This window comes from Amycolatopsis bullii (assembly GCF_014654205.1).
Taxonomy (GTDB): domain Bacteria; phylum Actinomycetota; class Actinomycetes; order Mycobacteriales; family Pseudonocardiaceae; genus Amycolatopsis; species Amycolatopsis plumensis.
This window is the reverse complement of sequence record NZ_BNAW01000003.1, coordinates 296,297-322,434: the sequence shown is the minus strand read 5'-3', so window position 1 is coordinate 322,434 and position 26,138 is coordinate 296,297. Positions and strand designations below refer to the sequence as shown.

General features: G+C 71.9%; 24 protein-coding genes. 14 read left to right on the top strand and 10 right to left on the bottom strand.

Annotated elements, in window-relative coordinates; all coding sequences use genetic code 11:
* Nucleotides 1-40 precede the first annotated feature (40 nt).
* Nucleotides 41-574 carry a QsdR family transcriptional regulator gene (locus tag IE317_RS06345; RefSeq protein ID WP_191307151.1) on the top strand — a complete coding sequence of 178 codons (534 nt, stop codon included), beginning with the start codon at nucleotides 41-43 and terminating at the stop codon, nucleotides 572-574.
* Here the strand turns inward: IE317_RS06345 and rsmI are convergent.
* Nucleotides 567-1,415: a 16S rRNA (cytidine(1402)-2'-O)-methyltransferase gene (gene rsmI, locus IE317_RS06340; RefSeq protein ID WP_191307149.1), complete on the bottom strand. Its 849-nt coding sequence runs from the start codon at nucleotides 1,413-1,415 to the stop codon at nucleotides 567-569. The two genes, IE317_RS06345 and rsmI, sit on opposite strands and share 8 nt — an antisense overlap.
* Nucleotides 1,416-1,482: 67 nt before the next feature.
* Between rsmI and IE317_RS06335 the strand changes: the two genes are divergently transcribed.
* Nucleotides 1,483-3,051, top strand: coding sequence for a dolichyl-phosphate-mannose--protein mannosyltransferase (locus IE317_RS06335; RefSeq protein WP_191307147.1), 1,569 nt, complete (start codon nucleotides 1,483-1,485; stop codon nucleotides 3,049-3,051).
* Between the two features lies 1 nt (nucleotide 3,052).
* Here the strand turns inward: IE317_RS06335 and IE317_RS06330 are convergent, their stop codons facing one another.
* Nucleotides 3,053-3,766: an AraC family transcriptional regulator gene (locus tag IE317_RS06330; protein ID WP_191307327.1), complete on the bottom strand. Its 714-nt coding sequence runs from the start codon at nucleotides 3,764-3,766 to the stop codon at nucleotides 3,053-3,055.
* Between the two features lie 76 nt (nucleotides 3,767-3,842).
* On the opposite strand from IE317_RS06330, the gene IE317_RS06325 reads away from it, so the two are divergent.
* Nucleotides 3,843-4,427 (top strand): class I SAM-dependent methyltransferase, encoded by a 585-nt coding sequence (locus IE317_RS06325; RefSeq protein WP_191307145.1) that lies wholly within the window; start codon nucleotides 3,843-3,845, stop codon nucleotides 4,425-4,427.
* A gap of 25 nt (nucleotides 4,428-4,452) precedes the next feature.
* Here IE317_RS06325 and IE317_RS06320 read toward each other — a convergent pair whose 3' ends face one another.
* The gene (locus tag IE317_RS06320) at nucleotides 4,453-6,222 is read right to left on the bottom strand and encodes a serine/threonine-protein kinase (protein WP_191307143.1); all 1,770 of its coding nucleotides are present in this window, start codon (nucleotides 6,220-6,222) and stop codon (nucleotides 4,453-4,455) included.
* Nucleotides 6,223-6,407: 185 nt separating this feature from the next.
* Here IE317_RS06320 and IE317_RS06315 point away from each other — a divergent pair, with 185 nt between their 5' ends.
* Nucleotides 6,408-8,276 (top strand): propionyl-CoA synthetase, encoded by a 1,869-nt coding sequence (locus IE317_RS06315; protein ID WP_191307141.1) that lies wholly within the window; start codon nucleotides 6,408-6,410, stop codon nucleotides 8,274-8,276.
* 66 nt (nucleotides 8,277-8,342) lie between these two features.
* Nucleotides 8,343-9,908, top strand: coding sequence for a beta-N-acetylhexosaminidase (locus IE317_RS06310; RefSeq protein WP_191307139.1), 1,566 nt, complete (start codon nucleotides 8,343-8,345; stop codon nucleotides 9,906-9,908).
* Between the two features lie 46 nt (nucleotides 9,909-9,954).
* Here the strand turns inward: IE317_RS06310 and IE317_RS06305 are convergent, their stop codons facing one another.
* From IE317_RS06305 to IE317_RS06295, 3 genes are read right to left on the bottom strand one after another with little or no spacing between them, the layout of a single operon-like run.
* Nucleotides 9,955-10,545 carry a TetR/AcrR family transcriptional regulator gene (locus tag IE317_RS06305; protein WP_191307137.1) on the bottom strand — a complete coding sequence of 197 codons (591 nt, stop codon included), beginning with the start codon at nucleotides 10,543-10,545 and terminating at the stop codon, nucleotides 9,955-9,957.
* On the bottom strand, nucleotides 10,535-11,218 hold the full coding sequence (locus tag IE317_RS06300; protein ID WP_191307135.1) for an MOSC domain-containing protein: 684 nt from the start codon (nucleotides 11,216-11,218) through the stop codon (nucleotides 10,535-10,537). The genes IE317_RS06305 and IE317_RS06300 overlap by 11 nt, the downstream gene beginning before the upstream one ends.
* A gap of 26 nt (nucleotides 11,219-11,244) precedes the next feature.
* Nucleotides 11,245-12,228: an NAD(P)H-dependent oxidoreductase gene (locus IE317_RS06295; RefSeq protein WP_191307133.1), complete on the bottom strand. Its 984-nt coding sequence runs from the start codon at nucleotides 12,226-12,228 to the stop codon at nucleotides 11,245-11,247.
* Between the two features lie 100 nt (nucleotides 12,229-12,328).
* Between IE317_RS06295 and sigJ the strand changes: the two genes are divergently transcribed.
* On the top strand, nucleotides 12,329-13,186 hold the full coding sequence (sigJ, locus tag IE317_RS06290) for an RNA polymerase sigma factor SigJ (protein WP_191307131.1): 858 nt from the start codon (nucleotides 12,329-12,331) through the stop codon (nucleotides 13,184-13,186).
* A gap of 12 nt (nucleotides 13,187-13,198) precedes the next feature.
* Here sigJ and IE317_RS06285 read toward each other — a convergent pair whose 3' ends face one another.
* A complete protein-coding gene (locus IE317_RS06285; RefSeq protein ID WP_191307128.1) occupies nucleotides 13,199-13,978 on the bottom strand; it encodes a methyltransferase domain-containing protein in 780 nt (259 codons plus the stop codon).
* A 131-nt stretch (nucleotides 13,979-14,109) separates the two neighbouring features.
* On the opposite strand from IE317_RS06285, the gene IE317_RS06280 reads away from it, so the two are divergent.
* The 7 genes from IE317_RS06280 (at nucleotide 14,110) to IE317_RS06250 (ending at nucleotide 20,085) form a co-directional block, all read left to right on the top strand.
* Nucleotides 14,110-14,907 carry an SGNH/GDSL hydrolase family protein gene (locus IE317_RS06280; protein ID WP_191307126.1) on the top strand — a complete coding sequence of 266 codons (798 nt, stop codon included), beginning with the start codon at nucleotides 14,110-14,112 and terminating at the stop codon, nucleotides 14,905-14,907.
* A complete protein-coding gene (locus IE317_RS06275) occupies nucleotides 14,886-15,473 on the top strand; it encodes a TetR/AcrR family transcriptional regulator (protein WP_191307124.1) in 588 nt (195 codons plus the stop codon). The genes IE317_RS06280 and IE317_RS06275 overlap by 22 nt, the downstream gene beginning before the upstream one ends.
* A gap of 17 nt (nucleotides 15,474-15,490) precedes the next feature.
* Nucleotides 15,491-16,210 carry a DUF2786 domain-containing protein gene (locus IE317_RS06270; protein ID WP_191307122.1) on the top strand — a complete coding sequence of 240 codons (720 nt, stop codon included), beginning with the start codon at nucleotides 15,491-15,493 and terminating at the stop codon, nucleotides 16,208-16,210.
* A gap of 109 nt (nucleotides 16,211-16,319) precedes the next feature.
* Entirely contained in the window at nucleotides 16,320-16,661 is a 342-nt protein-coding gene (locus IE317_RS06265; protein WP_191307120.1) for an ArsR/SmtB family transcription factor, read from the top strand.
* Nucleotides 16,658-16,894, top strand: a complete 237-nt coding sequence (locus IE317_RS06260; RefSeq protein ID WP_191307118.1) for a hypothetical protein — start codon at nucleotides 16,658-16,660, stop codon at nucleotides 16,892-16,894. The genes IE317_RS06265 and IE317_RS06260 overlap by 4 nt, the downstream gene beginning before the upstream one ends.
* A 161-nt stretch (nucleotides 16,895-17,055) precedes the next feature.
* Complete coding sequence (locus IE317_RS06255) at nucleotides 17,056-19,137, top strand: MMPL family transporter (protein ID WP_229902507.1); 2,082 nt, start codon at nucleotides 17,056-17,058, stop codon at nucleotides 19,135-19,137.
* A gap of 27 nt (nucleotides 19,138-19,164) precedes the next feature.
* Nucleotides 19,165-20,085: a DMT family transporter gene (locus tag IE317_RS06250; protein ID WP_191307114.1), complete on the top strand. Its 921-nt coding sequence runs from the start codon at nucleotides 19,165-19,167 to the stop codon at nucleotides 20,083-20,085.
* On the opposite strand, the gene IE317_RS06245 is transcribed toward IE317_RS06250, so the two are convergent.
* Entirely contained in the window at nucleotides 20,028-22,151 is a 2,124-nt protein-coding gene (locus IE317_RS06245; protein WP_229902506.1) for a putative bifunctional diguanylate cyclase/phosphodiesterase, read from the bottom strand. The two genes, IE317_RS06250 and IE317_RS06245, sit on opposite strands and share 58 nt — an antisense overlap.
* 331 nt (nucleotides 22,152-22,482) lie before the next feature.
* Between IE317_RS06245 and IE317_RS06240 the strand changes: the two genes are divergently transcribed.
* Nucleotides 22,483-23,781, top strand: coding sequence for a cytochrome P450 (locus IE317_RS06240; RefSeq protein WP_191307110.1), 1,299 nt, complete (start codon nucleotides 22,483-22,485; stop codon nucleotides 23,779-23,781).
* Between the two features lie 7 nt (nucleotides 23,782-23,788).
* Here the strand turns inward: IE317_RS06240 and IE317_RS06235 are convergent, their stop codons facing one another.
* Nucleotides 23,789-25,171, bottom strand: a complete 1,383-nt coding sequence (locus IE317_RS06235; protein WP_191307107.1) for a hypothetical protein — start codon at nucleotides 25,169-25,171, stop codon at nucleotides 23,789-23,791.
* Between the two features lie 48 nt (nucleotides 25,172-25,219).
* Nucleotides 25,220-26,119: a helix-turn-helix transcriptional regulator gene (locus tag IE317_RS06230; RefSeq protein WP_191307105.1), complete on the bottom strand. Its 900-nt coding sequence runs from the start codon at nucleotides 26,117-26,119 to the stop codon at nucleotides 25,220-25,222.
* Between the last annotated feature and the right edge of the window lie 19 nt (nucleotides 26,120-26,138).

Sequence of the window (26,138 nt, the reverse complement as noted above, 5' to 3'; positions counted from 1 at the left end):
CGCGTTCCCTCTCCGTCATGGTTGTGAGACATTCTGGCATATGTCTCAGGAGTTCGAGGTGGCCCGTGAGTGGTTCCTGTCCGGCCGCCGGCTGGACATGGGCGAACTGGCGCAGGAGCTGGCGATCAGCCGGGCGACGCTGCACCGCCGCATCGGCAGCCGCGACCGGCTCCTCGGCGAGATCCTGTGGTCGCTTTCGGAGGTCACGATCGCCCGGCTGTGGCCGTCGTGCGTCGGCCGCGGCGCGGCCGGGGTGGCGGACTTCGTGAGCGGATATGTCCGGTTCGCGAACGACTCACCGCCGTTCCGCGACTTCCTGCGCCGCGAGCCGGAGCGCGCGCTGCGGCTGCTGACGACCCGCGCCAGCGTTTGCCAGCAGCGGACCATGGAGAAGCTGGCCGCCCTGCTGAAGGACGAGGTGGCGGCCGGGCGGCTGGTGCCGCCGGTGCCGGTGCCGGACCTGGCCTACCTGCTGGTGCGGATCGGCGAGTCGTTCGTGTACACGGACGTGATCACCGGGGACGCGCCCGACGCCGGGAAGGCGCACGCGGCGGTGACCGCGTTGCTCACCTGACCCGCGCGGCCAGCACGGCGTCGTACAGCTCCTTTTTGGACACCCCGGCCGCCTCGGCGACCTCCGCCGCCGCCGACTTCAGGCGCTCCCCGGCCGCCACCCGGGCCGAGACCTCGTCCACCAGGTCCGCCACCGAGACCGCCTTCGGCGCGGCGCCGGACAGCACCACCGTGATCTCGCCGCGCACACCCTCCGAGGCCCACGCGGCCAGCTCCGCGAGCGTTCCCCGCTTCACCTCTTCGTACGTCTTGGTCAGCTCGCGGCACACCGCGGCCTGCCGGCCGGGGCCCAGGACCGCCACCGCGTCGGACAGCAGGGACGCCAGCCGGTGCGGGGACTCGAAGAACACCGCCGTGCGGGGCTCGTCGCGCAACGCCGTCAGCCACTTCGTCCGCTCGCCCGGCTTGCGCGGGGCGAACCCCTCGAAGCAGAACCGGTCACACGGCAAACCGGACAACGCGAGCGCCGTCGTCACCGCGGACGGGCCGGGCAGGCACGTCACCGGCAGATCGTCCGCCACGCACGCCGCGACCAGGCGGAAGCCCGGGTCGGACACGCTCGGCATGCCGGCGTCCGTCACCAGGACCACCGACTCGCCCGCGTGCAGCGCTTCCAGCAGCTTGGGCAGGCGCGCCGCCTCGACGTCTTCGTAGAAGCTCACCACCCGGCCGCGCGGGGTCACCTCCAGCGCGGAAGCCAGCGATCGCAGCCGCCGGGTGTCCTCGGCCGCGATGACGTCGGCTTCCGCCAGCGCCGATGCCAGGCGCGGGGAAGCGTCGCGGACGTCGCCGAGCGGGGTGGCGGCGAGGATCAGACGGCCAGGAGGAACCGGGGAGTTCACCACGCCAGCCTAGGCTGATCAGCGGATCCGGACGACGGACGCCCTGCCTCGCCCGTAGGATCGCCCCGTGACCGCCGTGCTGACCCGTCCCGACGACGAAAGCGTCCGGCCGGACCCGGTCGAGGCGCTCCGGCCGCCCACCGACCGCGAGCTGACCCTGCTCGGCCGGGGCATGCCCACCGACCGGCTGCGCGGCTGGGTCGTCACCCTGGTGCTGACGCTGATCGGCGGCATCGTCCGCCTGCAGAACCTCGGGGAGCCCACCGACAAGGGCAGTCCGGTCTTCGACGAGAAGCACTACGTGCCCCAGGCGTGGCAGATGCTGCGCAACGGCGGCTACGAGGACAACTACGGCTACGAGCTGGTCGTCCACCCGCCGCTGGCGAAGCAGCTGATCGCGATCGGCGAATGGCTGTTCGGCTACAACGGGTGGGGCTGGCGGATCATGCCGGCGCTGGCAGGCACCCTGCTGGTGCTGCTGGTCATCCGCGTCGCCCGCCGCCTGACGCGCTCCACGCTGCTCGGCGGCATCGCCGGCATCCTGGTGATCAGCGACGGCGTCCTGCACCTGCAGTCGCGGATGGGCATGCTCGACATCTTCATCGCGCTGTTCGTCTTCGCGGCGTTCGCCTGCCTGCTCGTCGACCGCGACCAGGTGCGCGAGCGGCTCGCGACGGCGGTCCGCGAAGGCTGGGTCAACGAGTCCGTCTGGGGCCCCAAGCTCGGGTTCCGCTGGTGGCGGTTCGCGACCGGGCTGATGATCGGGCTCACCTTCGGCGTCAAGTGGTCGGCGCTGTACTACATCGTCGCGTTCGGGCTGCTCTGCGTCGGGTTCGACGTCGCGGCCCGGCGCGCGGCCGGCGTCGAACGGCCCTGGCTGGGCACGATCCGCCGGGACGTGCTGCCCGCGCTGTGGGCCATCCTGGTCATCCCGTTCCTGATGTACTTCGCCGCGTACTGGGCCTGGTTCGCCAGCGAAACGGCCACCGACCGGCACTACACCGAGATCAAGGACATCGCGCCGGGCTTCTGGTCGTGGGTGCCGCCGGCCCTGCGCTCGCTCGGCGACTACACGGCGAACGTCCTGCACTTCCACGAAACGCTGGTCACGCCCAAGGACAACCCGCACCCGTGGGAGTCGAAGCCGTGGACGTGGCCGATGGGCCTGCGCCCGATGCTCTACAGCTACAACGGCGAGGTCACCGGCTGCGGCGAGGCCCGCTGCATCAGCGCGACGATGCTGATCGGCACGCCGGCGATGTGGTGGCTGGCGATCCCGGTGCTCGGCTGGGCGGCGTGGCGCTCGATCTTCCGCGCGGACTGGCGCTACGCGGCCGTGCTGGTCGGGTACCTGGGCGGGTACGTCTTCTGGTTCACCAACATCGACCGCCAGATGTACTTCTTCTACGCGACCCCGCTGGCGGCGTTCCTGGTGCTCGGGCTGACGCTGTGCCTGGGCCAGATCCTGGGCAGCGCGCGGCGGGGCTTCGAGAGACGCGGGACCGGCCTGCTCGTCGTGTCGCTGTACGTCGGGCTGGTGGTGGCGAACTTCGCCTGGCTGTGGCCGATCCTCAACGGCATCGCGATCACGAACGGCCAGTGGGAAGCCGAGCGCTGGCTGCCTTCCTGGCGGTAGGTCAGCCCGCGAAGTAGGCCCCCGGTGTGACGCCGACGGCCCGCCGGAACGCCGCCACGAACGCGCTCGCCGAGCTGTACCCGACGCGGAACGCCACCGTCTCCAGCGGTGTCCCCTGCGCCAGCAACGGCAGCGCCGCACGCAGCCGCGCCTGCGTACGCCAGGTCCCGAACGGCATCCGGCACTCGCGGACGAAGATCCGGGCCAGGGTGCGTTCCGCGGCGCCGACGTCCCGGCCGAACTCGGCGAGGGTGCGGGAGTCCGCCGGGTTCGCCAGCACCGCCCGCTCGACGTCACGGGCCCGCGGGTCCTCGGGTGACGGCACGACGATCGGCACCACGTCCAGGGGTTCCAGCAGGTCGAAGGCCACGGCTTCGGCGCGCAGCCGGGCGCCGGGCGCGACGCCGTCGCCGGTCAGGTACTCGAGCAGTTCCCGCAGCAGCGGCCGCACGACGACCATCCGCGGCTCCGGCCAGGAGACCGGCGAGCGCGCGGGGTCGGCGTAGATGCCCCGCAGCGCGGCCCGCCCGAGCGCGCCGGTCCGGTGCCGGACGCCGGCGGGCATCCAGAGGGCCCGTGTCGGCGGGAGGACCCAGCCCGCGTCGCCCGCCTTGACCGCGACCACGCCACGGGCCGACCACACGAGCTGGTGCGCCGGGTGCTCGTGCGTGGGAAACCAGGTGCCCGCGGGCAGGTCGAACGCACCGAGGACCATGGCTTGGCCGGTTGGCGACATCGGTTGGCAGCGTATCGGCTACCGGTCACTCGCGCGCGTCCCTAGCGTCGACGGCATGCCGATGAACCTCATCCACCGCAGGATCTGCAGCTCGGAGAAGTGGGCCGCGACGGTCGAAGAGCGCCTGACACCCTGGCTGGCCCGCCACGACCTCGGCGATGACGTGCTCGAGATCGGGCCCGGATTCGGCGCCACCACGAAGGTCCTGCTCAAGGCGGTCCCGAAGCTGACGGTCCTGGAGATCGACCCGGCTTCGACGGCGCTCCTGCGGGAGAAGTTCGGCACTCGCGCGGACGTGGTCGAGGGCAGCGGCGCGGAGATGCCGTTCGAGAGCGGCCGCTTCTCGGCCGTGGTGTGCTTCACCATGCTGCACCACGTCCCGACGACGGCGTTGCAGGACGCGATCTTCGCCGAGGCGGCGCGGGTGCTGCGGCCGGGCGGGAAGTTCTGCGGCAGCGACGGGCAGCTCAACCTCAGGTTCCGCCTGCTGCACATCGGCGACACGATGAACGTCATCGACCCGGCGACCTTCCCGGCGCGACTCGAGAAGGCCGGATTCGAGCAGGTCGACGTGCAGGTGGAGCCGAAGCAGCTGGTGATCTTCTCGGCAACCAAGCTCGTGAGTGGTAAGGCGGGTTAGAACCCGCCTTACCACTCACGAGGGGTCAGCGGCGGGGCAGCTGGCCGCCCGGCTGGCGGGGCACCACCCGCGTCACCGGGCCGTCGGGCGACTTGCCCGCCCGCGACAGCCAGCCCTCGACCTCGCGGCGCACCGCGTTCAACGTCGGACGGCGACGCGGCTCCGGGTCCAGCGAAGCCGCCAGCAGCCGCGCGTGGGCGCTGCGCTGAGGCAGCCGCGACACCGGCTCCGCCCGGGCCGCGGCCATCAACGCCGCCATCGGCGTCTCCCGGGTGCCGCGCGGGGGCTGGCCGGACAGCGCGTAGCTGATCGTCGCGGCCAGCTGCCACGCGTCCGACGCCGGGGAGGCCGGGGAGCCCATCGCCTGTTCCGGGGCGACGAAGTCCGGCGTGCCGATCATCATCCCGGTGGCCGTCATCTTCGAGTCGCCCTGGCTGCGGGCGATGCCGAAGTCGATCAGGTGGGCCAGGCCGCTCGGGTCCAGGACGATGTTCGACGGCTTGATGTCGCGGTGCAGCACGCCCTTCTCGTGCGCCGCCGCCAGCGCGCCCGCCATCGTCGCCCACAGGCGGCCCGCGGCGACGTCGTCGAGCGGGCCCTGGCCGTCGACCAGCTCGGCCAGCGGACGGCCTTCGAGGTACTCCATCACCAGCGCCAGGCCGTCCGGTTCCTCGGCCAGGTCGTACACCTTGACGCAGTTCGGGTGGCTGACCACGGCGAGCGCGCGGGCCTCGCGCTGCATGCGCTCGGCGGTGTCGCGGTCCGGCGCGTGCGCGATCTTCAGCGCGACCGTGCGGTTCAGCTGGGTGTCGACGGCCTGCCAGACCGTGCCGAAGCCACCCGCGCCGAGCTGCTTGACGCGGCGGTAGCGGCTGCCGCCGGCGTTGCGGGAGCCGGGCGGCGGCGGGATCGGGCCCGGCGCCGCGGCCAGCATGCCTCCCGGCGGGGACGGCGGCTCGGGCGCCGACGCCAGCGCCGTCTTCGGGTACGGGCGGTTGACCGGGGGCGGCGGCGGAGGCGGCGGGGTCGGGCGCGGCTGGATCTGCGACGGCGGCGGCCCCTGGGGCTCCGGGCGGCGCGGCGGTGGCTCGTCCGACCGGTCCGACCGGTTGATCACCGACCACGGCGGCGGGCCGACCATCGCGACCGGGATCAGGCCCAGCACGCTGAGCGGCAGGAACCCGAGCCAGAAGTGCAGCGCGGTGTTCGCCTCCATGCCGACGCTGAACACGAGCATCGCGGCGAACGGGATCCAGAAGAACCGCGACGGCCACTTCGGGCCCCGGCGGAAGGCCGTGCGGCCCTGCAGCATCACGAAGAACAGCGAGCCGGCCCCGAGCACCGCGAAGGCGATCAGGTAGACGATGAACGGCATGTCCTTGCCGTTCTGCGAAGACAGCACGTCGAAGACGGTCTGGCCGCCGCCCAGGTACTCCTTCTGGTTGGCCACCCAGCAGCCACCGGCGTTGTTCAGCGAGCTGAGCTCGGTGGTGGACAACCCGGTCGTCTTGTTGCCGTACGCCGCCTGGAAGACGCCCGAAACGCCGATGGCCAGCAGCCACGGCAGCACCAGGGCGCTGACCACGCCGATCGCTCCGAAGACACCCAGCGTCGTGGCGTCGTAGCGGTTGCCGGTGCCCTTCCGGATGATCGACACGGCGACCGCGCCGGCCGGGGGGATCAGCGCGACGAGCGCGCCGGCCGCACTCGTGGCCCAGACCCAGTCGCCGGGGCAGAAGCCCGGGCCGAACAAGGAATGGGCTAGCGAGAGCAACGCGCTCGCGAGTCCGTTCACCGCCGGGCTCCCCTCACTGTCCGTGTTCACTTCGTGGCCGTCACGCGGCGTTTTCCCGCGGTCCAGCTTAGGACGCTCCCGGGCTCCCCGAGGTTGCCGGGTCTTTCCACGGGACGAATCCGGCACGGCCGGCCCTCCCGCGCCATGATGGGGACGGCGGAACGTCCGACGCGAAGGAGCGGAGCATGGGCGCGTACTCCGAAGCCTACCGGCGCAGCCTGGCCGAGCGGGACGCGTTCTGGCTGGCGGCGGCTCAGTCGATCAGCTGGACCAGAGCGCCGGAGCGGGCCCTGGACGACACCCGCCCGCCCTTCTACCGGTGGTTCCCCGACGCCGAGCTGAACACCTCGTACAACGCTTTGGACCGGCACGTCGAGGCCGGCCGCGGCGGCCAGGCGGCGCTGATCTGGGACTCTCCCGTGACCGGACGGCAACGGACTTACACGTACGAGGAGCTGCGGGACACAGTCGCGCGCTTCGCCGGGGCGCTCAGCTCGCTGGGGGTCACGAAGGGTGACCGGGTGATCGTCTACCTGCCGATGGTCCCGGAGGCCGCGATCGCCATGCTGGCCTGCGCGCGGATCGGGGCGGTGCACTCGGTGGTCTTCGGCGGGTTCGCGCCGAAGGAGCTGGCCGCGCGGATCGAGGACGCGAAACCGAAGGTCGTCCTGGCCGCGTCCTGCGGCATCGAGCCGACGCGGGTGGTCGAGTACCAGCCGATCATCGAAGCCGCGCTGGGCATGACCGAACACCAGCCCGACCACATCGTCATGCTGCAGCGCGAGCAGGCACCGGCCACGGCGGGCCGCCACTTCGACTGGCGCGAGCTGGCGGCGGGCGCCGACCCGGCCGACCCGGTGCCGGTCGCGGCCACCGATCCGCTGTACATCCTCTACACGTCCGGGACGACCGGGAAGCCGAAGGGCGTCGTGCGCGACACCGGCGGCCACGCCGTCGCGCTCGCCTATTCGATGGACGCCGTCTACGACGTCCACGCCGGCGACGTCTGGTGGACCGCGTCCGACGTCGGCTGGGTCGTCGGGCACTCCTACATCGTGTACGCGCCGCTCCTCGTCGGAGCCACCACGGTCATGTACGAGGGCAAGCCGGTGGGCACGCCCGACGCGGGCGCGTTCTGGCGGGTCATCGCCGAGCACGGCGTCCAGGCGCTGTTCACCGCGCCGACCGCGCTGCGGGCCGTCAAGAAGGTCGATCCGGATGCCCGTGAGCTGGAGAAGTACGAGCTGAAGCAGTTCCGGACGCTGTTCCTGGCCGGCGAACGGCTCGACCCGGAGACCTACCACTGGGCGCACGAGAAGCTCGGCGTCCCGGTCGTCGACCACTGGTGGCAGACCGAGACCGGCTGGCCGATCGCGGCCAACCCGCGCGGCCTGGAGCCCCTGGAAGTCAAGGCCGGGTCCGCGACCAAGCCGGTCCCCGGCTGGGACGTCCGCATCCTCGACCAGGCCGGCGAGGAACTGCCGGCCGGTCGCGAAGGCGCCATCACCGTCAAGCTGCCCCTCCCGCCGGGCTCGCTGCCGACGCTGTGGGGCGACGACGAGCGGTACCGCGAGGCCTACCTCTCGCGCTACGAAGGCCACTACCTGACCGGCGACTCCGGCTACTTCGACGAGGACGGCTACCTGTTCGTCATGGGCCGCACCGACGACGTCATCAACGTCGCCGGCCACCGGCTGTCCACCGGGTCGATGGAGGCCGTGCTGGCCTCGCACCCGGCGGTCGCCGAGTGCGCCGTGATCGGCGTCGCCGACCAGCTCAAGGGCCAGCTGCCACGCGGGTTCGTGGTGCTGAAGGCGGGCTCCGACGTCCCCGCGGACCAGCTGCGCGACGAACTGGTGGCGATGGTGCGCCGGGACATCGGCCCGGTCGCCGCGTTCCGTGACGTGTCCATTGTGGACGCGCTGCCGAAGACGCGGTCGGGGAAGATCCTCCGCAAGACGATGCGCGCGATCGCCGACGGCCGCGACGAGGCGGTGCCCTCCACGATCGAGGACCCGAGCGTCCTGGAGGCCATCCGGGCCGCCCTTCGTTAAGAACTGTTCCAAATACTCCGGTTGGTCTGTACCTTTGCAGGGAGTCCCCCGACCGGAGGTGCTTCGATGCGCTTGTCCAGAGCCGTCCTGACCGCGGCCGTCGTGAGTCTCACGGCCGTCGGCCTCCCCGCTTCCGCCACGGCCGCCCCGGCCGCCCCCGAACGCAGCGTTACCGACGTCGTCCCGGCGCCCGTCTCGGCGAAGGCCGACCCCCACGGCGGATTCCGCCTCACGCCGCTCACCGTCATCAGCGCCGACCGCGGCGCCGGCCAGGTCGCGGACTACCTGCGTGGCCTGCTCCGCCCGGCCACCGGCTACCCGCTGCCGGTCGTGCCGCACACCGCCGGGCTGCCCGCGATCGCGCTGAAGCTGGGCCACGACCCGCGGATCGGCACCGAGGGTTACGAGCTGAAGGTCGCCCGCGACGGCGTCACGCTGAAGGCCAACACCGCGGACGGGCTCTTCGAAGGCGTGCAGTCGCTGCGGCAGCTGCTGCCGTCGGCGATCGACGCCCAGCGCGTGCAGCACCGGACGTGGACCGTCGCCGGCGGCACGATCCTCGACTACCCGCGCTTCGCCGAGCGCGGCGCGATGCTCGACGTCGCCCGGCACTTCTTCAAGCCGGACCAGGTGAAGCGGTACATCGACCAGATCGCCCAGTACAAGGTCAACACGCTGCACCTGCACCTGGCCGACGACCAGGGCTGGCGGATCGAGATCAAGAGCTGGCCGAAGCTGGCGACGGTCGGCGGCAAGACTGCCGTCGACGGCGACCCGGGCGGCTACTACACGCAGGCGCAGTACCGGGACATCGTCGCGTACGCGGCTTCGCGGCACATCACGGTCATCCCGGAGATCGACATGCCCGGCCACACGAACGCGGCGCAGTCGACGTACGCGGAGCTGAACTGCGACGGGAAGGCCGTCCCGCCGCGCACGGACACCGACGTCGGCTACAGCTCGCTGTGCATCTCCTCGCCGATCACCTACCGGTTCGTCGAGGACGTCGTGCGCGAGCTGGCGGCCCTCACGCCCGGGGAGTACCTGCACATCGGCGGCGACGAGGCCCACTCGACGCCGCCCGCGGACTACCTGGCGTTCGAGCGGAAGGTGCAGCCGATCGTCGCCGAGTACGGCAAGAAGGTCACCGGCTGGCACGAGATCGCCAAGTCCGTCCCGCCGGTGTCGGCGGTCCCGCAGTACTGGGACTTCGGCGGCGCGAACCCCGACGTCGCGGCGGCCGCGGCGCGCGGCAACAAGATCCTCATGTCGCCGGCGAACCACGCCTACCTCGACATGAAGTACAACCCGCAAACCCCGCTCGGCCAGGACTGGGCCGCGCTGATCGAGGTGAAGGACGGCTACGACTGGGATCCGGCGTCCCTGGTCGACGGCGTCGGCGAGAACCAGGTGGCGGGGGTCGAAGCGCCGCTGTGGACCGAGACGATCCGCACCAGCGACGACATCGAGTACATGGCGTTCCCGCGGCTGCCGGGGATCGCGGAGATCGGCTGGTCCCCGCGGAGCACCCACAACTGGGACGCTTACCGGCTCCGGCTGGCGAAGCAGGCGCCGCGCTGGGTGGCGCAGGGCATCGACTTCTACCGCTCCCCGCAGGTCGACTGGAAGTGAGCACCGGCTCGTGAGTGGTAAGGCGGGTTCCAACCCGACTTACCACTCACGACAGCCGTGCCCGGATCGCCCGCCGGGCCAGTTCGTAGGCCCGGGTTCCGCCGTTCAAGACGGCGTCCGCGTTGGCCGCGCGGCCCAGCGCGTGGAGTTCGAACGCCAGCGCCTCGGCGTCCGCGCCGACGTGCCCGAGCGCGACCGCCTCGTCCGCCGTTTCCCGGAGGAAGGCGGCGAACGCACCGCTCGCCGCCGCCACCGCGTCGTGCACCCGGCCCGGGCGCGCGTCGAACTCCGCGCCGACGTTGAAGAAGAAGCAGCCGCCCGGGAAGATCCGCTGCTGCGAGTAGTCCAGCCACTTCTCGCAGACCGCACGCAGCCGCGGCAGCCCGGGCGCCACCGCCCGCGCCGGGGTCACGACGTGCGCGCGGAAGATCTCCAGCGCGGCGTCGATCGTGGCGAGTTGGAGCTCTTCCTTGGAGCCGAACAGCGCGAACACCCCGCTCTTGCTCAGCTCCAGTTCGGTGGCCAGCCGGCCGAGGGACAGCCCCTCGAGGCCGTCGACCGACGCGACGTCGACGGCCCGGCGCAGCACCAGGCGCCGGGTCGCGTCCCCGCGGGCGATCCGGCCGTCACCCGGCACGCCGCGCCCGCCACCGGTCCACAGTGGACTGGACGCCGCCGCGGTAGGACGCCGAGAGCGCGGGCGTGGCCAGCACGCGGTCGGCGAGGTCCAGCGCCGCTTCGACCTTGTCCTTCGGCAGCTGCCCGTAATTGGCGAAGGAGACCAGGTACACCTCGGTGATCGTCGGCCCGTCCGCGCGCTCGGCGAGCTCGATCCCGCCGGACGTCGGCACCGTGCCGGGCCGCAGAACGCGCAGGTACCAGCCGCAGCGCCCGCTGTCGATCATCAGCGGCGTGACGTCCTTGCGCCCGGTCTTCATGGCCAGCTTGAAGCACGGCTGCCGCGGCTGGGAGACCTGGACCAGCGCGTCACCCCAGGCCCAGACGTCCCCGATCCGGACGTCGTCCTCGGTGGCGCCGGTCAGCGAAACGTTCTCGCCGAAGCCGCCCGGCTCGGCGTCGAGGCCGTCGGCCGCCCAGGCCGGGTAGTGCTCGGCCGGGTAGACGTAGACCGCTTTGTCGACCCCGCCGTGCACGGTGAGGTCGGCTTGGCGGTCGCCGTCGAGGTTCAGCTCGGTCAGGTTCAGCTCCGGCGCCGTGACCCGCGCCTTCGTGATCGCGCTCAGCACCGGCCGGTCCCGCCGGTGACCCAGGACGCTCGGTTCCCCCACAAACACGCCGTCGATGTTCATGGGCCGAAGGTAGCACGATCGTTCGTTTACTTTTCCGGTTCGAGGCCGGTGCAGCCCTGCCCGGTCGCCAGGTCGAGCGGCACGGACGCCTGGTCGTGGACGATCACCCAGTCGTCGCCGGTCCTCCGGAAGACGAACGTGGCCCGGACCCACATGCCGTCCGTCACCACCCCGTTCTCCAGCGTCCCGCTGACCCGGCCGAAGCCGTGCCCGACGGCCAGGCCGGCGCCCACGGTGATCTCCAGGTCGCGCAGCTCGTAGTCCACCTTTTCGAAGGCGGTGAACACCTTCGCCCAGTTCTTCAGCTTCGCGTCGACCCCGGCGTGCTGCAGCGGCGGCTCGACGTCGAAAGACACGACGTCCGGTGCGTAGACCCGGCGCAGCGCGTCGAGATCCTTGGCGCGCAACGCTTCGATGACCTCGTCGAGCCGTCGCCTGATCGCGGCTTCCGCGTCCCCGCCCCGCAGCGGTGCCAGTGCGGTGCTCCAGGCGACGACGTGGTCGAGCAGGGTGTCGAGCGCGGTCAGCTGGTGGTCACCCGGCGCGAAGACGGCGTGGTCCGCGAACTCCGTCGCCAGCGGCAGGGTGACCTGCGGGGCCACGTCGGCCAGCTGCAACGCCCCGCAGACCAGCCGCAGCTGCTCGACCGACCGGGCGCCGCCGACACCGCCGTACGAGACGAACCCGGCCGCCTTGCTGTTCCACTCCACGGAGACGTGGTCCAGGGCGTTCTTGAGCACGCCGGGCACGGAGTGGTTGTACTCCGGCGTGACGAAGACGAACCCGTCGCACGACGCCACGGCGGCGGCGAAGGCCCGGGTGCGGTCGTCCCGGTACTGCCCCGAAAACCCCGGCGGCTCCTCGAGGTGGGGCAGCGGGTGGTCCCGCAGGTCGAGCACGGCGAACTCCGCGTCACTCCGGCGCGCGGCGCGCTCGTGCACCCAGCGGGCGACCTGGTCCCCCAGGCGGCCCGGACGGGTGCTGCCCAGCACGATCCCGATCTTGATCATCGTTCTCCCCTGTTCGGTCGGTGGTCCGACCGGTACGACGACGCAGCCCGCGGGAACGTCAGGCCCTGACGTTCCGGCAGGCTGTGTCGTCGGAGGAGTCATGACCACGCCATCGGACCCGGTCGTCGCCGAACGGCGGCACCTGGTCAACCTCGCCTACCGGCTGCTCGGCTCGCTGACCGAAGCCGAGGACGCCGTCCAGGAGACCTACGCCCGCTGGTACGCGCTGACACCGGCGCAGCGGGCCGCGATCTCCTCGCCCGGCGCCTGGCTGACGACGGTGGCCGGCCGCCTCTGCCTGGACGTCCTCGGCTCGGCGCGGGTGCGGCGCGAGCGGTACGTGGGCGAGTGGCTGCCCGAGCCGCTGCCCGACCAGCCCGACCCGGCCGACCGCATCACCCTGGACGAGTCGGTGAGCATGGCCTTCCTCGTCGCGCTCGAGGCGATGACCCCGGCGCAGCGCGTGGCCCTCGTCCTGCACGACGTCTTCGGGTACGCCTTCGCCGAAGTCGCCGAAATCACCGGCCGGACGCCGGCCGCGTGCCGGGAGCTGGCCTCCGCGGCCCGCCGCCGGATCCGGGCCGCGCGGCCAGCCGCCCCGGCGGCCCGGCAGGCCGGGCTGGTGCGGGACTTCAAGGAGGCCTGGGCCGCCGGGGACATCGGCGCGCTGATCGGACTGCTGGATCCGGCGGCGACCTTGACCGCGGACGGCGGCGGCCGGGTCCGCGCCGCGATCGCCCCGATCGAAGGCGGCGAGCTCGTCGCCCGGTACCTCGCCGAACTCGCTGCCCTCGGCGAGCTGACCATCGAGGAACGCGCGGTCAACGGCCTCCCGGGGCTGGTGCTCCGCCGCGGCGACGAGCTCGCCGCCGTGTACGCGTTCGCTTTCGCGGACGACCGGATCACGCACGTCTGGGCCGTCCGGAACCCCGACAAGCTCGGTCCCTGGCTCGGGTGAACCCTGGCCCGATCAGGCGCTCGGGGCGGTCTCCCAGACCGACACGTGCTTGGTGCTTCCGGCGGTGAACTCCGAGCGATCCCAGTCGGCCCAGCGGTGTTTCAGCCTCATCCCGGCGATGCGCGCCATGAGGTCCAGCTCGGCCGGCCAGGCGTACCGGAAGGGAATCCCGCGGAACCGCCCCTGTCCGTCCGGTGACACGGTGACGTGGTTCGAGGTGAACCGCTGGGTGACCACGTCGTACCGGTCGAACCCGACGTAGCCGCCGCCGTCGGCTCCGGGTGCCACCGTGAACGGGACGGTGTCCTGCCCGGGCGGGAGACGGCGCAGGTCCGGCACGCCCACCTCGACGAGGAACAACCCGCCCGGGCGCAGGTGCGCGGCCGCGTTGCGGAAGACGTCGACCTGCCCGTCCTGCGTGGTGACGTTGCTGATCGTGTTGAACACCAGGTACACCAGGGAAAACCGGCCGGCCACCCGGGTCGTCGCCATGTCGCCGATCACCACTTCGACCGCGTCGCCGCCCGGCTTGCCCGCGATCCGCGCCGCCATCGCCCGGCTCAGCTCGATGCCGTGCACCGGCACCCCGCGCGCGGCCAGCGGCGCGGCGATCCGCCCCGTCCCGACCGCGAACTCGAGCACCGGCCCGTCGGCCAGGTCTTCGAGGACGTCCACCGCGCGTGTCACGACCTCGGGCGCGTTCTCACCACCCGGGGCGTCGTAGCCCGCGGCCACGCTCTCGGGGAACCAGCCGTCCGCCGGGTCGTCTTCCGCGTTCGCCGAACCGATCACGGTCGCCGACGCTACGCCCGCGGCCGCGCGCTCCACACTCGATTTTCGCCACGCCGACCCGATGTAGACACCGTCTACACAAGTTTGATAGACAGTGTCCACCAGGTGAACCACGGGTTACGGAGATCGGGATGAGCTACCACCGTTTCGTCGTCGTCGGCGACAGCTGCGCCGAAGGCCTCGACGACCCGTACCCCGATCAGCGCTGCTACCGCGGCTGGGCCGACTTCGTCGCCGCGCGCCTGGCGGAGGACGAGCCCGGCTTCCGGTACGCCAACCTCGCCGTCCGCGGGCGCCGGCTCGACCAGATCGTGCCCGAGCAGGTCCCGGCCGCGGCCCGCCTCGAACCCGACCTGATCGCGCTCTTCGGCGGCGGCAACGACGTCATGAGCCGCGGCTGGGACGCGCGCACGGTCGCCCGCCGCGTCGACGCCGCCATCCGCGCCTGCACCGAAATCTCGCCCGTCGTCGTCACTTTCACGCTCAGCGACGTCTCCCGCCGGATGCCGCTGGGCAGCCGGATGCGGCCGCGGATCATCGCGTTGAACGAGGCCATCCGCGAAGCCGCCGTCAGCTACGGGGCCCGGCTGATCGACCTGTGGCCGGACCAGGCCGTCACCGATTCGCGCTACTTCGGCGCCGACCGGCTGCACCTGTCCGCCCACGGCCACCGCCGGCTCGCCGCCTACGTCCTCGCGCGGCTCGGACTCGGCCACGACCCGGCCTGGCTCGCGCCGCTGCCCGGCACCGCGGCCCCCGGCAGCCGGCGTGCCGACCTGCAGTGGCTGCTGCGGGAGGTCCTGCCGGTCGCCGTGACGCGCACGCGCAACCGCCTGATCGGACGTCAGCCCGGTGACGGCTTCTTCCCGAAGCGCCCGGACCTGCTCCCGATGCCCCTGGACGAGGCATGGGCACCCGGCAACGCCTGATCGCGACGGCGTCGGAGCTGCTCGCGGACGAAGGTGTCGGCGCGGTCACCCTGCGCGGGATCGCCAAGGCGGCCGGGGTTTCGCACGGCGCGCCCTTGCGGCACTTCTCGGGCCGCGCCGCGCTGCTGTCCGCCGTCGCGACCCGCGGGTACGAAGACCTGCTCGCCCGCCGGGAGACGCTGCCGGAAACCTCCCCGCGGGAGCGGCTCACCGCGGCCTGCCACAGCTACCTCGACTTCGCGCTGACCAACCCGGCGATGTTCGAGCTGATGTTCCGCCGCGATCTGGTCGACCCGGACGACCCGGCCCTCACGGCCGCGGCGAGCGCGGTGTTCGACACCTTCGCCGTGCTGGTGGCGGCGGTGCCGACGCGGGTCGCGCGGTCCGGCGCCGACCTGCGGCTGGTCGCCGCGTCGCTGTGGGCCGCCCTGCACGGCCTCGCCCAGCTGTGGCTGTGGGGCGGCCTGGCCGGGGCGAGTTTCGCGCCGTCACCCGAAGCGGCGCTGGCCGTCACGCTCGACGCGTACCTCGACACGCCGACCCGGTCCACGCGCCCGAACACCTGATCGAATACCCTCTGCGCATGACCGAGTCAGACCCGCAGCTCGAGCGCATCCGCAAGCTGCTGGCCAAGGCCGAAGACCCGGCGGTCACCGAGGCGGAAGCCGAGGCGTACAACCAGAAGGCCGCCGAACTCGTCGCGCGGTACGGCATCGACCAGGCGATGCTCGCCGCGTCCGGGGCGGGCACCGACGAGATCGGCACCTTGAAGATCCCGATGGACGACCCGTACAGCCGCGACAAGGCGAGCCTGCTGACGTCGGTCGCGTACCCGCTGCGGTGCCGGACGCTGCTGCACCGCCTCGGCCAGAAGGTCGAGAGCGTCACGGTGTTCGGGTTCCGTTCCGACCTCGGCCGGGTGGAACTGCTGTTCACCAGCCTGCTGCTGCAGGCGAGCACGCAGCTGAACCGGGTCCGGCCGGGCGGGTTCTTCCCCGGCGAATCCCTGGCCGCGTACCGGCGCACCTGGCTGCACGGCTTCGCCCGCGCGGTCCACGAACGGCTTTCCCGCGCCGAGCAGGAAGCCGTCCGCACGGCGGTGCCGGGTGAGCGGTCGGCGGAACTGGTGGTCCGCGACCGCGCGCAGATGGTCCAGCACGCGTTCGACACCGAGTACGGCGACCTGCGCGCCGCCTCGCCCCGGCGGCTGTCCGGCAGCGGCTACCTCGACGGCCACGACGCCGGCACCAAGGCCAACCTCGACCCGGCCACCCTGACGCGGCGCCGCAAAGCCCTGCGCTGAGCCGCCCGGCTGCCGCTGTCCCCGGGCTGTTCGTCGGCCGGACCCCCGAGATGACCTCCGGGATCACCCCCATGGCGTCGCGCGGCATCACCTGCTAACTTTTGTTTGCATGTGGACGACCGGCGACGAGCTCCTGCGGCAGCTGGGCGCCCTCGGCAACCCACACCGGCTGCGGATCGTCGCGGCCCTGCACGCCGAACGCACCTACGTCAGCAAGCTGGCCCGCGACCTGCGGATCAGCCGCGCGCTGCTGCAGGTCCACCTGCGCAAGCTCGAAGCCGCGGGCCTGGTCACCGCCAGCTCCGAGGTCGGCGAAGACGGCAAGACGCTGCGGGTATACCAGGTCACGCCGTTCTCCGCCGTGCTGACGCCCGCGGCGATCGCGGCCGCCGTGCCGACGCTCACCACACCGGAGTCCGTCCAGGGGGACGGCGAGGAGGGACGGACATGAACTGGCACCAGTGGCAGGAAATCATCGGCGTGACCGGGGTCTTCGCCCTGCTCTCGATCGCGATCGTGCAGCTGGCCTCGACCTGGCGCGCCAAGGCGAAGCTGGCGCGCGAGCAGGAATACCGCTCGCTGGCCGAGAAAGCCGTCCGGACGCAGGAAGAGACCGAGCGGCAGCTGCGGGACGTCCAGGACCGGCTGCGGTCCATCGAACGCGTGCTCAAGGAGGTCGACTGAGCCGATTGACCTGAGGCCCTGGGCCGCCGAGCGGCAACTCGGCGACCCAGGAGGAAGAAGCACCCACTCGCCCGAGGGCGAGCTCTCATCGGATCACTCCTTCAAGACAAGGACCTTAGTTCATGCTGCCTGCAGGCACCCCGGCTCACCGGCGGAGACCGGTGGTCGAAACCGTCACGAACTGGTCGCTGCGGCACCGCGCCGCCGCGATCCTGGGCTGGCTGGCGCTCGTCGCGCTGGCCTGGGCCGTCGGCACGTTCGTCCCCGGCACCGACGCGCGGTCGAGCCCGGCCGGCGACGCCGGCACCGGCCAAGCCGTCCTCGACCGCCAGCCCATCCGCGAACCCTTCTGGGAGAACGTCCTCGTCCAGCCCCGGTCCCCCGCGGCCGAGGCCGACCTCGTGACCGCGTTGACGACGTCGGGCGCGGCCGCCGACATCCGCTCCGAGGTCTCCGCCGACGGCCGGTCGGAACTGGTCACCTTCCGGATCACCGGCAGTGGCACCGAAATCCGGGCCCACCTGGCGACGGCGACCGCGGTCGTGGACAGCGTCGCCGCCCGGCACACGGACGTCCGGCTGGCCCAGGCCGGCGACCTCAGCGTGTCCGGCGCGGTCGACAAGAGCATCAAGGAGGACATCGGGCGGTCGGAGGCCCGCTCGCTCCCGATCACCGTGCTGATCCTGCTCGTCGTGTTCGGCTCGCTGGTCGCGGCCGCGATCCCGGCCCTGCTGGCGGGGACCACGGTGCTCGCGGCGTTCGGCTTTCTGTCCGCTGTGGACAACTGGATCCCGGTCAACAGCGCGACTTCGGCGATCATCTTGCTGATCGGGATGGCCGTCGGCGTCGACTACTCGCTGTTCTTCCTGCGCCGGGTCCGGGAGGAACGCGAACACGGCGTCGACGAGTCGATCCGCATCGCGGCGCGGACGTCGGGGCACGTGATCGTCGTGTCGGGGCTGACCGTCGTGCTGTGCGTGACCGGTCTGCTGTTCACCGGCCTCGACAACCTCCAGGGCCTGACCGTCGGCACGATCCTCGTCGTCGGTCTGGCCGTGCTGGCCGCCGTGACCGTGCTGCCCGCAACGGTTTCCCTGCTCGGTGCCCGCATCGACCGCGGCCGCATCCCGTGGCTGGGCCACCGTCCGGCGCGCTCCCGGTTCTGGGCCGCCATGGCCGACGTCGTCACCCGGCGGCCCGCGGTCTGGAGCGGCGTCGCGACCGCAATGCTCGTGCTGCTCACCTTGCCCGCGCTGGGCATGCGGCTGCAGGACCCGGCGCCGACCGAGAGCCTGCCGCGCAGCATCCCGGTGATCGACGCGGCCGTGCGCGTCCAGGAAGCGTTTCCCGGCGTCACGATGCCGGCGCACGTCGTCCTCTGGAACACCCGCGGCGGCCCGGTCGACACGCCCGCGCTGCGCCGGGCGATCGACGAGCTGACCGCGGAAGTGCCGCGACCGGCCGTGGTCGTCCCGGTGGACCAGGCGCTCGTCGTCCGGATCCCGCTGGGTGGCACCGGCAACGACGAAGCGGCGAGCCGCACGCTCACGACGTTGCGGGAAACCCTGCTGCCGCAAACGGTCGGGCGGATCGACGGGATCGGCTACGCGGTCGCGGGCCGGACCGCCGAAGCGCACGACTTCACCACGCAGGTGCTCGACCGGGCACCGTACGTCTTCGGGTTCATCCTGCTGCTCGCGTTCGTGCTGCTGCTCGTGGTCTTCCGGTCGGTGGCGGTGCCGGTCGTGTCGATCGTGCTCAACCTGCTGTCGGCCGGCGGGGCCTACGGCGTGCTCACCCTCGTGTTCCAAGGCGGCTTTCTCGCGCCACTCCTGGGTTTCACGCCCTACGGCGGTGTGCTCGGCTGGCTGCCGATGTTCCTCTTCGTGCTGCTGTTCGGGCTGAGCACCGACTACCACGTGTTCATCCTCAGCCGGATCCGCGAGCGACGGCTCTCCGGCGCCCCGGCGCGGCAGGCGATCGTCGAGGGCACGGCGACCAGTTCCGGGGTGGTGACGAGCGCCGCGCTGATCATGACCGGGGTGTTCAGCGTCTTCCTGAGCCTGGCCGCGATCGAGTACAAGATGCTCGGCCTCGGCATGGCGTTCGCCGTCCTCCTCGACGCGACGATCGTCCGGGGCGTGCTCCTGCCCGCCGCGCTCGCCTTGTTCGGCGACCGGCTGTGGCGCGGTCAAGCTGTAGAAAGCCTTAAAGGTTCGTCCAGAACTCTTCACTTGTCCTGACGAATCTTCTTCGGCACCGTTGCTCTCATGAACGGTGGACGGGGCGCCTCGGTGCGCATAGCGGTCTTGGCCCTGCTGTGGGGCTCGGGCTTCCTCTGGATCAAGCTGGCGCTGACCGGGTTGAGCCCCGTCCACCTCACCCTCGTCCGCTGTGCCCTCGGCGCGCTGACGCTGCTGGCCATGGCGTTCGCGGCCCGGCAGCGGCTGCCGCGGGACGGCCGGACCTGGGCGCGCCTGATCGTCGCCGCGTTCTTCTGCAACGCCTTGCCCTTCGCGCTGTTCGGCATCGGGGAACGGACCGTCGATTCCGGCGTCGCCGGTGTCATGAACGCCACCACCCCGCTGTGGTCGCTGCTGATCGGCGTCGCGCTCGGGACGGAACGGCGGCTCAACCCCGCGCGGCTGCTCGGGCTGGGCCTCGGATTCGCCGGCATCGTGGTGATCTTCGCGCCGTGGCACCAGTCGGGGCTGCTGAGCACCGGCGCGCTGGCCCTGCTCGGCGCCGGCCTCAGCTACGCGATCGCGTTCGCTTACATGGCCCGGAAACTACCGCCGGACGGCGCTCCCCTCGCCCTCTCGGCCGCGCAGCTGATGACCGCCACCGCGCTGACCGCGCTCGCGCTGCCGGTCTCGTCCGCGGCACCGCACCTGACGCTCACCGCCGTCGTCGCCGTGACGATCCTGGGCGTCTTCGGGACCGGGATCACCTTCTACCTCAACTACCGGCTCATCGCGGACGAAGGCCCGACCGCCGCGGCGACGGTCGGCTACCTGCTGCCCGTGGTGTCGGTCGCGCTCGGGGCGCTGTTCCTCGGCGAACCGCTGACCCCGCGGGTGGTCGGCGGCATGGCGGTCGTGCTGGTCGCCGTCGGCCTGACCCGGTGGCAGCCTCAGGTGCCGGCGAACTGCCCGGCCAGCTCGGCCGGCGGCCTGGCCACGCCGAAGTAGTCGCCGGTCGCCAGCTCCGCACCGGCCGCGCGCCACCACTTCGCCTGGTCCTCGGTGTGGACCCCGTCGACGACGAGCGTCGCGCCGACCTGCCGGACCAGCGGCACCAGGGCGCTGAGGAACGTCGAATCCGACCAGGCCTGCCACTCCGCGAGCCGCCGGTCGACGCGCACGATGTCCACCGGCAGGTCCTCGATCGCCCGCAGGTCGTCAGGCCCCAGCCCGAACTCGTCGAGCATGACGCGCACGCCGAGGTCGGCCAGCGCGGTGACGTTCTCGATGACGCCGGCCACCGGGAGCGCCCCGGCCGGAACGCCGAGCATCAGCTGCGCGGGCGGCAGGCCGGTGTCCCGCAGCAGCCGCGTCACGCGGGTGCCGAGCGCGTCGTCCGACACCTGGTGCCCGGTCAGCCCGGCGAGCATCGGGAGGCCGAAGCCCGCGCGCTGCCGCCACCACTCGCCCTGGCGGCCGGCCGCGCGCACCAGCCAGTCGCCGAGCGGCAGGATGAGCCCGGTCGACTCGGCGAGCTCCACGCAGCACTCGTGCGAAAGGGCCGTGTCGTCCGGCCGGTTCCAGTGCAGGCGGGCTTCGACGCCGGCGGCTTCGCCGTCCGCCAGCCGCGCCATCGGCCGGTACCGCACGCCGATCTCGCCGTGTTCCCAGGCGCCGGCCATGCCGACGGCCACCGCCTGCGTCCGCCGGTCGTGGGCGTCGGCCTCGCGGTCGAACATCTTCCACTGGCCGCGCCGCCGCTCCTTGGCGCGCCGCAGCGTCTGGTCCGCCTGGCGCAGCAGCTCCAGCGGATCGATGCCCTTCGCCGGCCGGTGCACGACCCCGGCACTGGCCGACAGCGCGAGCCCGTGGCCGTCGACGAAGAACGGCTCGGCGAGCTCGTCGTTGATCGCGCGCACGATGGTGTCGATGTCGGGCGTCGATTCCGTGTTCTCGACCAGGATGCCGAACTCGTCGCTGTGGAACCGCGCGATCATGGCGTTCTCGCGGGCCATCACCGCCTTGAGCCGCTGCGCGAAGTGCACCAGCAGCTGCTCGCCGACCCGGCGGCCGAGGCTGTTGCAGACCATCCCGAAGGCGTCGAGGTCGACGTGGAACAGGGTGACGCCGTACGCCGGATCCGCGCGCCGCAGCGCCGTCTCCAGGTGGGTGCCGAAGTACTGGCGGTTCGGCAGCCCGGTGAGGACGTCGTGCAGCGCCTGGCGGCTCAGCTCGCCCTGCAGCAGCATCAGCTCGGTGCCGTCCTCGATCACGACGACGAAGTGGGAGGGCCGGTCTTCGGCGTCGCGCAGCAGCGAGGCGGTGAGCGAGATGCGGACGACGTCGCCGTCCCGGCGCAGCAGCCGCTCCGACTGCCGGATCCGCTCCTTGCCGCCGTCCAGCAGGCCCGTCATCGCGTCGCGGAGGACCTCGACGGACTCGGGGTGGACGACGTCGTACAGCACCGAGCCGGCCAGCTCGCCCGCCGGGTGCCCCAGCATCTCGGCCAGCGCGGCGTTCGCCCGCACGATCCGGCCGTCGAGCGCGACGACGGCGATGCCGCTCGCCGACGACGTCACCACCTCTTCGAAGCGGGCTTCGCTCTGCCGGAGGTTCCACTGGGCGTCCCGCACCGCTTTGAGCAGTGACAGGTGCATGATCTCCTGCTGATCGAGGACGCTGCGCTCGTGCGCGAGCAGGAAGCCGCACGACAGCGCGCCCAGCGCCGCCACGACCCGGTCGGCGGCGCCGTCCACCGCCTGGAGCTCGGGCAGCGCGGGCAGGCCCTTCCCGAGCACGTCGAGCGTGCACCGCAGCCCGGGCTCGCCGACGTAGCCGAGCGCGACCAGCCGCGCCCCGATCCGCTCGGCAGGCGCCGGGTCCGGGGAGGCGCTGCGCAGGGCGTCGCAGAGCGTGCCCAGCAGGCCGAGGAGCTCGACGTCGAGCTCCTCCCGGCTCAGCGACACGACGGTGACGCCGCTGAGCAGGTACGCCCATTTCCGGGCGAGCCGGGTCCGCCCGCGGTCGGCGCCGGGTGCGGCGGGCTGGTCCGGCTGGGGTTCGATCATCGGCATGGGAGACGTCCGCATCAGATCTCGCGGCCGATTCCGGCGGAAAGCGCGGAAACCGCGACGCAGAAGCCGTGCGCCCGTACGTTGCCCGGCAGGGAGATATCGACACCCGGTGGATACCATTCCGGTGATCGTGTCACGGAGAACACCTTCTCAGTCTGATCGGACCGGAAAGAGCTTAGCGATTCCCCGCGGTTCGGCTACTGGGCCATCCGCGTGAGCCCACACCACCCGATCGGGCACTGTCCGGTTCATCCGGGCAGGCTTACCGTGAGCCGTCTCCTTGCGAAATCCGCAGAATAGCGTAACCACGACGGCGCAACGAGGAGTACGCATGAGCGTCCCGGTCGCCCCGGGCCGGTGGCCATTTCTCGGGCACACTCCGGCACTCCTGCGGCAACGCTTCGCATTCACCGACACATTGCCCGCGCACGGCGAGATCGTCAAACTCCATCTCGGCCCGGCGCCCGTCTACTTCGTCGCAAGTCCGCGATTGGCACACGAAGTGCTGGTCAACGAGGGACCGAAGTTCCGCAAGGGTGCGATGTTCGACAAGTTTCGGCCGTTCGTCGGAAATGGCTTGGTGCTTTCGAACGGCGACTTTCACCTGCGGCAGCGCCGGCTGATGCAACCGGCGTTCCACCGCGACCGCCTGGCCGCGTACGCGGAGATCATGCGGCGCGCGGCGGCGGACCTGAGCGGCTCGTGGCGGGCCGGCGAGGTGCGCCCGATCGACGACGACATGCAAAGCCTCGCGGTGACGATCGTCGGCGAAGCGCTGTTTTCCACCGAGCTGGGAAAAGCGGCGATCGCCGAGGCCCGCCGGTCGATTTACGTGATCATCCAGCAGGGGATGATTCGCGCGTTGTCGCCCAAGTTCGTCGAAAAGCTCCCGGTGCCCGGCAACCGGCGGTTCGACCAGGCGATCGCCCGGATGCAGGGAATCGTCATCGAGGTGATCCGCGACTGGCGGCGCGACGGCACCGACCGCGGCGACCTGCTTTCGACGTTGCTGCTGGCCGGCATGACCGACGAGCAGGCGCGCGACGAGGTGCTCACCCTGCTCACCGCCGGCATCGAGACGACGGCGCTGGCGCTGGCCTGGACGTTCCACGAGCTCGGCAGGCACCCGGACGTCGAGGCACGGGTGCACGCCGAACTCGACGAGGTGCTGGGCGGCGCCCCGGTCACGGTGGACACCCTGCCCCGGCTGACCTACGTCCGGCAGGTCGTCGACGAGGTGCTGCGGCAGTACCCGCTGTGGATGCTGATGCGCCGCACGCTCACCGAAGTCGACCTCGGCGGCGTCCGCCTTCCCGAGGGCGCGGAGGTGATCGTCAGCCCGCACGCGCTCCACCACGACCCCACGTCGTTCGCCGACCCGGACCGCTTCGACCCGGACCGCTGGGCCCCGGAACGGGCGGCCGCGATCCCGAAGGGCGCGTTCGTGCCGTTCGGCGCGGGCACCCGCCAGTGCATCGGCAACCGCTTCGCCCAGAACGAAATCGTCATCACGCTGGCCACGGTGGCCGCGCGCTGGCGGCTGGTCCCGGTGCCGGGCAAGCCGGTCCGCGTCAAGTTCACCTCCGCCGCGTACCCGGAGAGCCTGCCGATGACGGTGGTGCCCCGCTGATCGGTGGTCAGGCCGCGTACAGCGCCCCGACCGCGGCCAGCACGGACGTCGAATACACCGGGTCGTAGACGTGCTGCCCGGCGTTCACCGCACCGTTGCCGCGGCTGAACGTCCACCCGCCCGTGGCTTCGAAATCGGGATTGGCCACGTGGCAACCGGTCAGCGAAACGTCGTCGAAGCGCGCCACGACCTCGTAGTCGGCCACGGCCTTCGCCTCGTACAGCCGCAACGTCAAGGTCGCCGATCCGCCGGTCAGCCGGGGGGTCAGATCGATCGGAGCCGAGGTGTACCAGTCCGTGCCCTCGGTGGCGACATCGCGCTGCCAGACCTGCGTTCCGCCGACCTGGGCCTGCTTGAAGTGGTACCCGGCCGGGCTGCTGCCGGCCCGGTCGTCGCTGTGCCACAGCACCATCCGGCAGGAAGCCGAGCCTTCGTCCAGCCGGACGGTCGTGCTCGCCGCGGCGAAGTCGCCCGCCTTCGTGGCCGTGTCCGGGTGCACCGTGAAGACGAGACCGCCGTTGCCGGTGTGCGCGAACGACTCGTCCGACTTCTGCGGGCGGCCGGGCGTGAGCGGCAGTGCGTACTGGATGACCCCGGCGATCTTGCCCGCGGCGGTGTACTGCATTCCGACGGCGGTCACCGCCCGCACGTAAGCGACGTCCGGAGCGACCGTGGTGGCCGACAGGGTCGATGCGTACACCATCAGGATCAGCTTGCGGTTCTTCGCGGCCAGCCGGGTGGTGAGGACGTCCAGCTGAGCGTTCAGGCTGCCGGTCCACAGCGTGTTGCGGTGCGGGTCGTCCCGGAACGGCACGATCAGGCTGTCGATGGTTCCGCCGTAACTGTCCACAAAGGATGTTGTGACGGCGTCCGAATAGACCACCGGGTAGAACTCCAGGCCCGGCTGCACGGCGCGGCCGGCGTCGCGGATCTGCTTGGTGTAGGCCGCCGTGAAGAACGGCAGGTTGTGGTTGAAGTCGTCGATGGCCCACGCCTTGAGCACCGGATAGCGCTGGGACAGCGCACCGATGGCCTTGGCCCAGCCGGTGTAGTCCTTTTTGTAGGGCAGGTACTCCGCGCAGCTCGTCCCGCCGGGGCACTCGGTCGGCGGCACGAGGTAGGTCCACACGGTCAGCCCGGCCGTCTGCGCCTCGGGGAGGAACGCCTCGAGCTCGTGCCAGTCGGTCTCGTTCTGGACGAGGAAGGCGTAGGTGTCGGCGTTCATCGCCCGCAGCCGGTCGATCGTGGCGGCGGCGTCGACGTGGCCGTCGGTCCGCACGGGGTTCGCGTAGCTCGCGCGCACTCCCGGCGCGGGTGCCGCGTCCGCCGTCGCCGGGAGCAGCACTGCGCACAGGGCGGCGATCAGGGTGAAGAGACCCGTTCTCAACATGCGGCGGATGATCCGGCGAAGGCGTACAGAGGACGTACAAACCACGGCTCAGCCGAGTCGCCGCCGCAGGGTGGCGAGTGCGGCATCGAGCTCGGCCGACGACTCCTCGAGCACGAAGTCCGCGTCCAGCATCAGCAGGTTGAGCGCCAGCGCCCCGGGCGACTCCCCGGTCGCGTGCACCCGGCAGCGTTCCTCGTCCACCCATTCGACGGGCACGGCCGAGGGCACCCTGGCGATGATCTCCGCGGCCGGTGCGTCGACCAGGACGACGGCGCGGTGGCGGGCGAAGACGGCGTCGATGCCGTGGACCACGTCGGCCGCGGAAGGCGCCTCCCGCGGGACGAACCTCGCGCCTTCCGGCCGTTTCACCGTCATCCGGTCGAGCCGGAAGTGCCGCCAGCCGTCGCGAGCGGGGTCGAAGGCGACGAGGTACCACCGCCGCCCCACCTGGACGACGCGGTGCGGCTCCACCTCGCGGCGAGCGCTCTGGTAATCGAACCGGACGCGGCGGTGGTCCCGGCACGCACCGACGAGAAAGACCAGCAGGTCGGGGTCGACACCGCCGGGCTTCGGCACGGCGTCGGTGTACCGGCGCATCGCCGCGGCCCGCCCCCGCAGCCGCCGCGGCAGCACCTGCTCGAGCTTCACCAGGGCGGTCCCGGCGGCTTCACCGAGCTCGGTGGCCGTCCGCAACGCGATGAGGACGGCCACGGCCTCGTCGTCGTCGAGCTGCAGCGGCGGCAGGGACGTCCCGGCCCGCAGCCGGTACCCGCCGGCCACCCCGGGGATCGCTTCGACGGGATAGCCGAGCTCACGCAGCTTCCCGATGTCGTAGCGCACGGTCCGCGGGCTGACCCCGAGCCGCTCGGCCAGGTCCGCGCCGGTCCACGACGGGCGGGTCTGCATCAGGGCCAACAGCGCCAGCAGGCGGGACGACGGATTCGGCATGGGCCATCCTGCCCGGAAT

Bases quoted from the DNA above. Each gene is read 5' to 3' on its own strand.
- IE317_RS06260 (WP_191307118.1), top strand. From the start codon at position 16,658: ATGAACTGGCACCAGTGGCAGGAAATCATCGGCGTGACCGGGGTCTTC.
- IE317_RS06275 (WP_191307124.1), top strand. From the start codon at position 14,886: ATGGGCACCCGGCAACGCCTGATCGCGACGGCGTCGGAGCTGCTCGCG.
- IE317_RS06270 (WP_191307122.1), top strand. From the start codon at position 15,491: ATGACCGAGTCAGACCCGCAGCTCGAGCGCATCCGCAAGCTGCTGGCC.
- IE317_RS06345 (WP_191307151.1), top strand. From the start codon at position 41: ATGTCTCAGGAGTTCGAGGTGGCCCGTGAGTGGTTCCTGTCCGGCCGC.
- IE317_RS06245 (WP_229902506.1), bottom strand. From the start codon at position 22,151: ATGCCGATGATCGAACCCCAGCCGGACCAGCCCGCCGCACCCGGCGCC.
- IE317_RS06235 (WP_191307107.1), bottom strand. From the start codon at position 25,171: ATGTTGAGAACGGGTCTCTTCACCCTGATCGCCGCCCTGTGCGCAGTG.
- IE317_RS06240 (WP_191307110.1), top strand. From the start codon at position 22,483: ATGAGCGTCCCGGTCGCCCCGGGCCGGTGGCCATTTCTCGGGCACACT.
- IE317_RS06250 (WP_191307114.1), top strand. From the start codon at position 19,165: ATGAACGGTGGACGGGGCGCCTCGGTGCGCATAGCGGTCTTGGCCCTG.
- sigJ (WP_191307131.1), top strand. From the start codon at position 12,329: ATGACCACGCCATCGGACCCGGTCGTCGCCGAACGGCGGCACCTGGTC.
- IE317_RS06300 (WP_191307135.1), bottom strand. From the start codon at position 11,218: ATGAACATCGACGGCGTGTTTGTGGGGGAACCGAGCGTCCTGGGTCAC.
- IE317_RS06280 (WP_191307126.1), top strand. From the start codon at position 14,110: ATGAGCTACCACCGTTTCGTCGTCGTCGGCGACAGCTGCGCCGAAGGC.
- IE317_RS06325 (WP_191307145.1), top strand. From the start codon at position 3,843: ATGCCGATGAACCTCATCCACCGCAGGATCTGCAGCTCGGAGAAGTGG.
- IE317_RS06265 (WP_191307120.1), top strand. From the start codon at position 16,320: ATGTGGACGACCGGCGACGAGCTCCTGCGGCAGCTGGGCGCCCTCGGC.
- IE317_RS06310 (WP_191307139.1), top strand. From the start codon at position 8,343: ATGCGCTTGTCCAGAGCCGTCCTGACCGCGGCCGTCGTGAGTCTCACG.
- IE317_RS06330 (WP_191307327.1), bottom strand. From the start codon at position 3,766: ATGGTCCTCGGTGCGTTCGACCTGCCCGCGGGCACCTGGTTTCCCACG.
- IE317_RS06315 (WP_191307141.1), top strand. From the start codon at position 6,408: ATGGGCGCGTACTCCGAAGCCTACCGGCGCAGCCTGGCCGAGCGGGAC.
- IE317_RS06295 (WP_191307133.1), bottom strand. From the start codon at position 12,228: ATGATCAAGATCGGGATCGTGCTGGGCAGCACCCGTCCGGGCCGCCTG.
- IE317_RS06230 (WP_191307105.1), bottom strand. From the start codon at position 26,119: ATGCCGAATCCGTCGTCCCGCCTGCTGGCGCTGTTGGCCCTGATGCAG.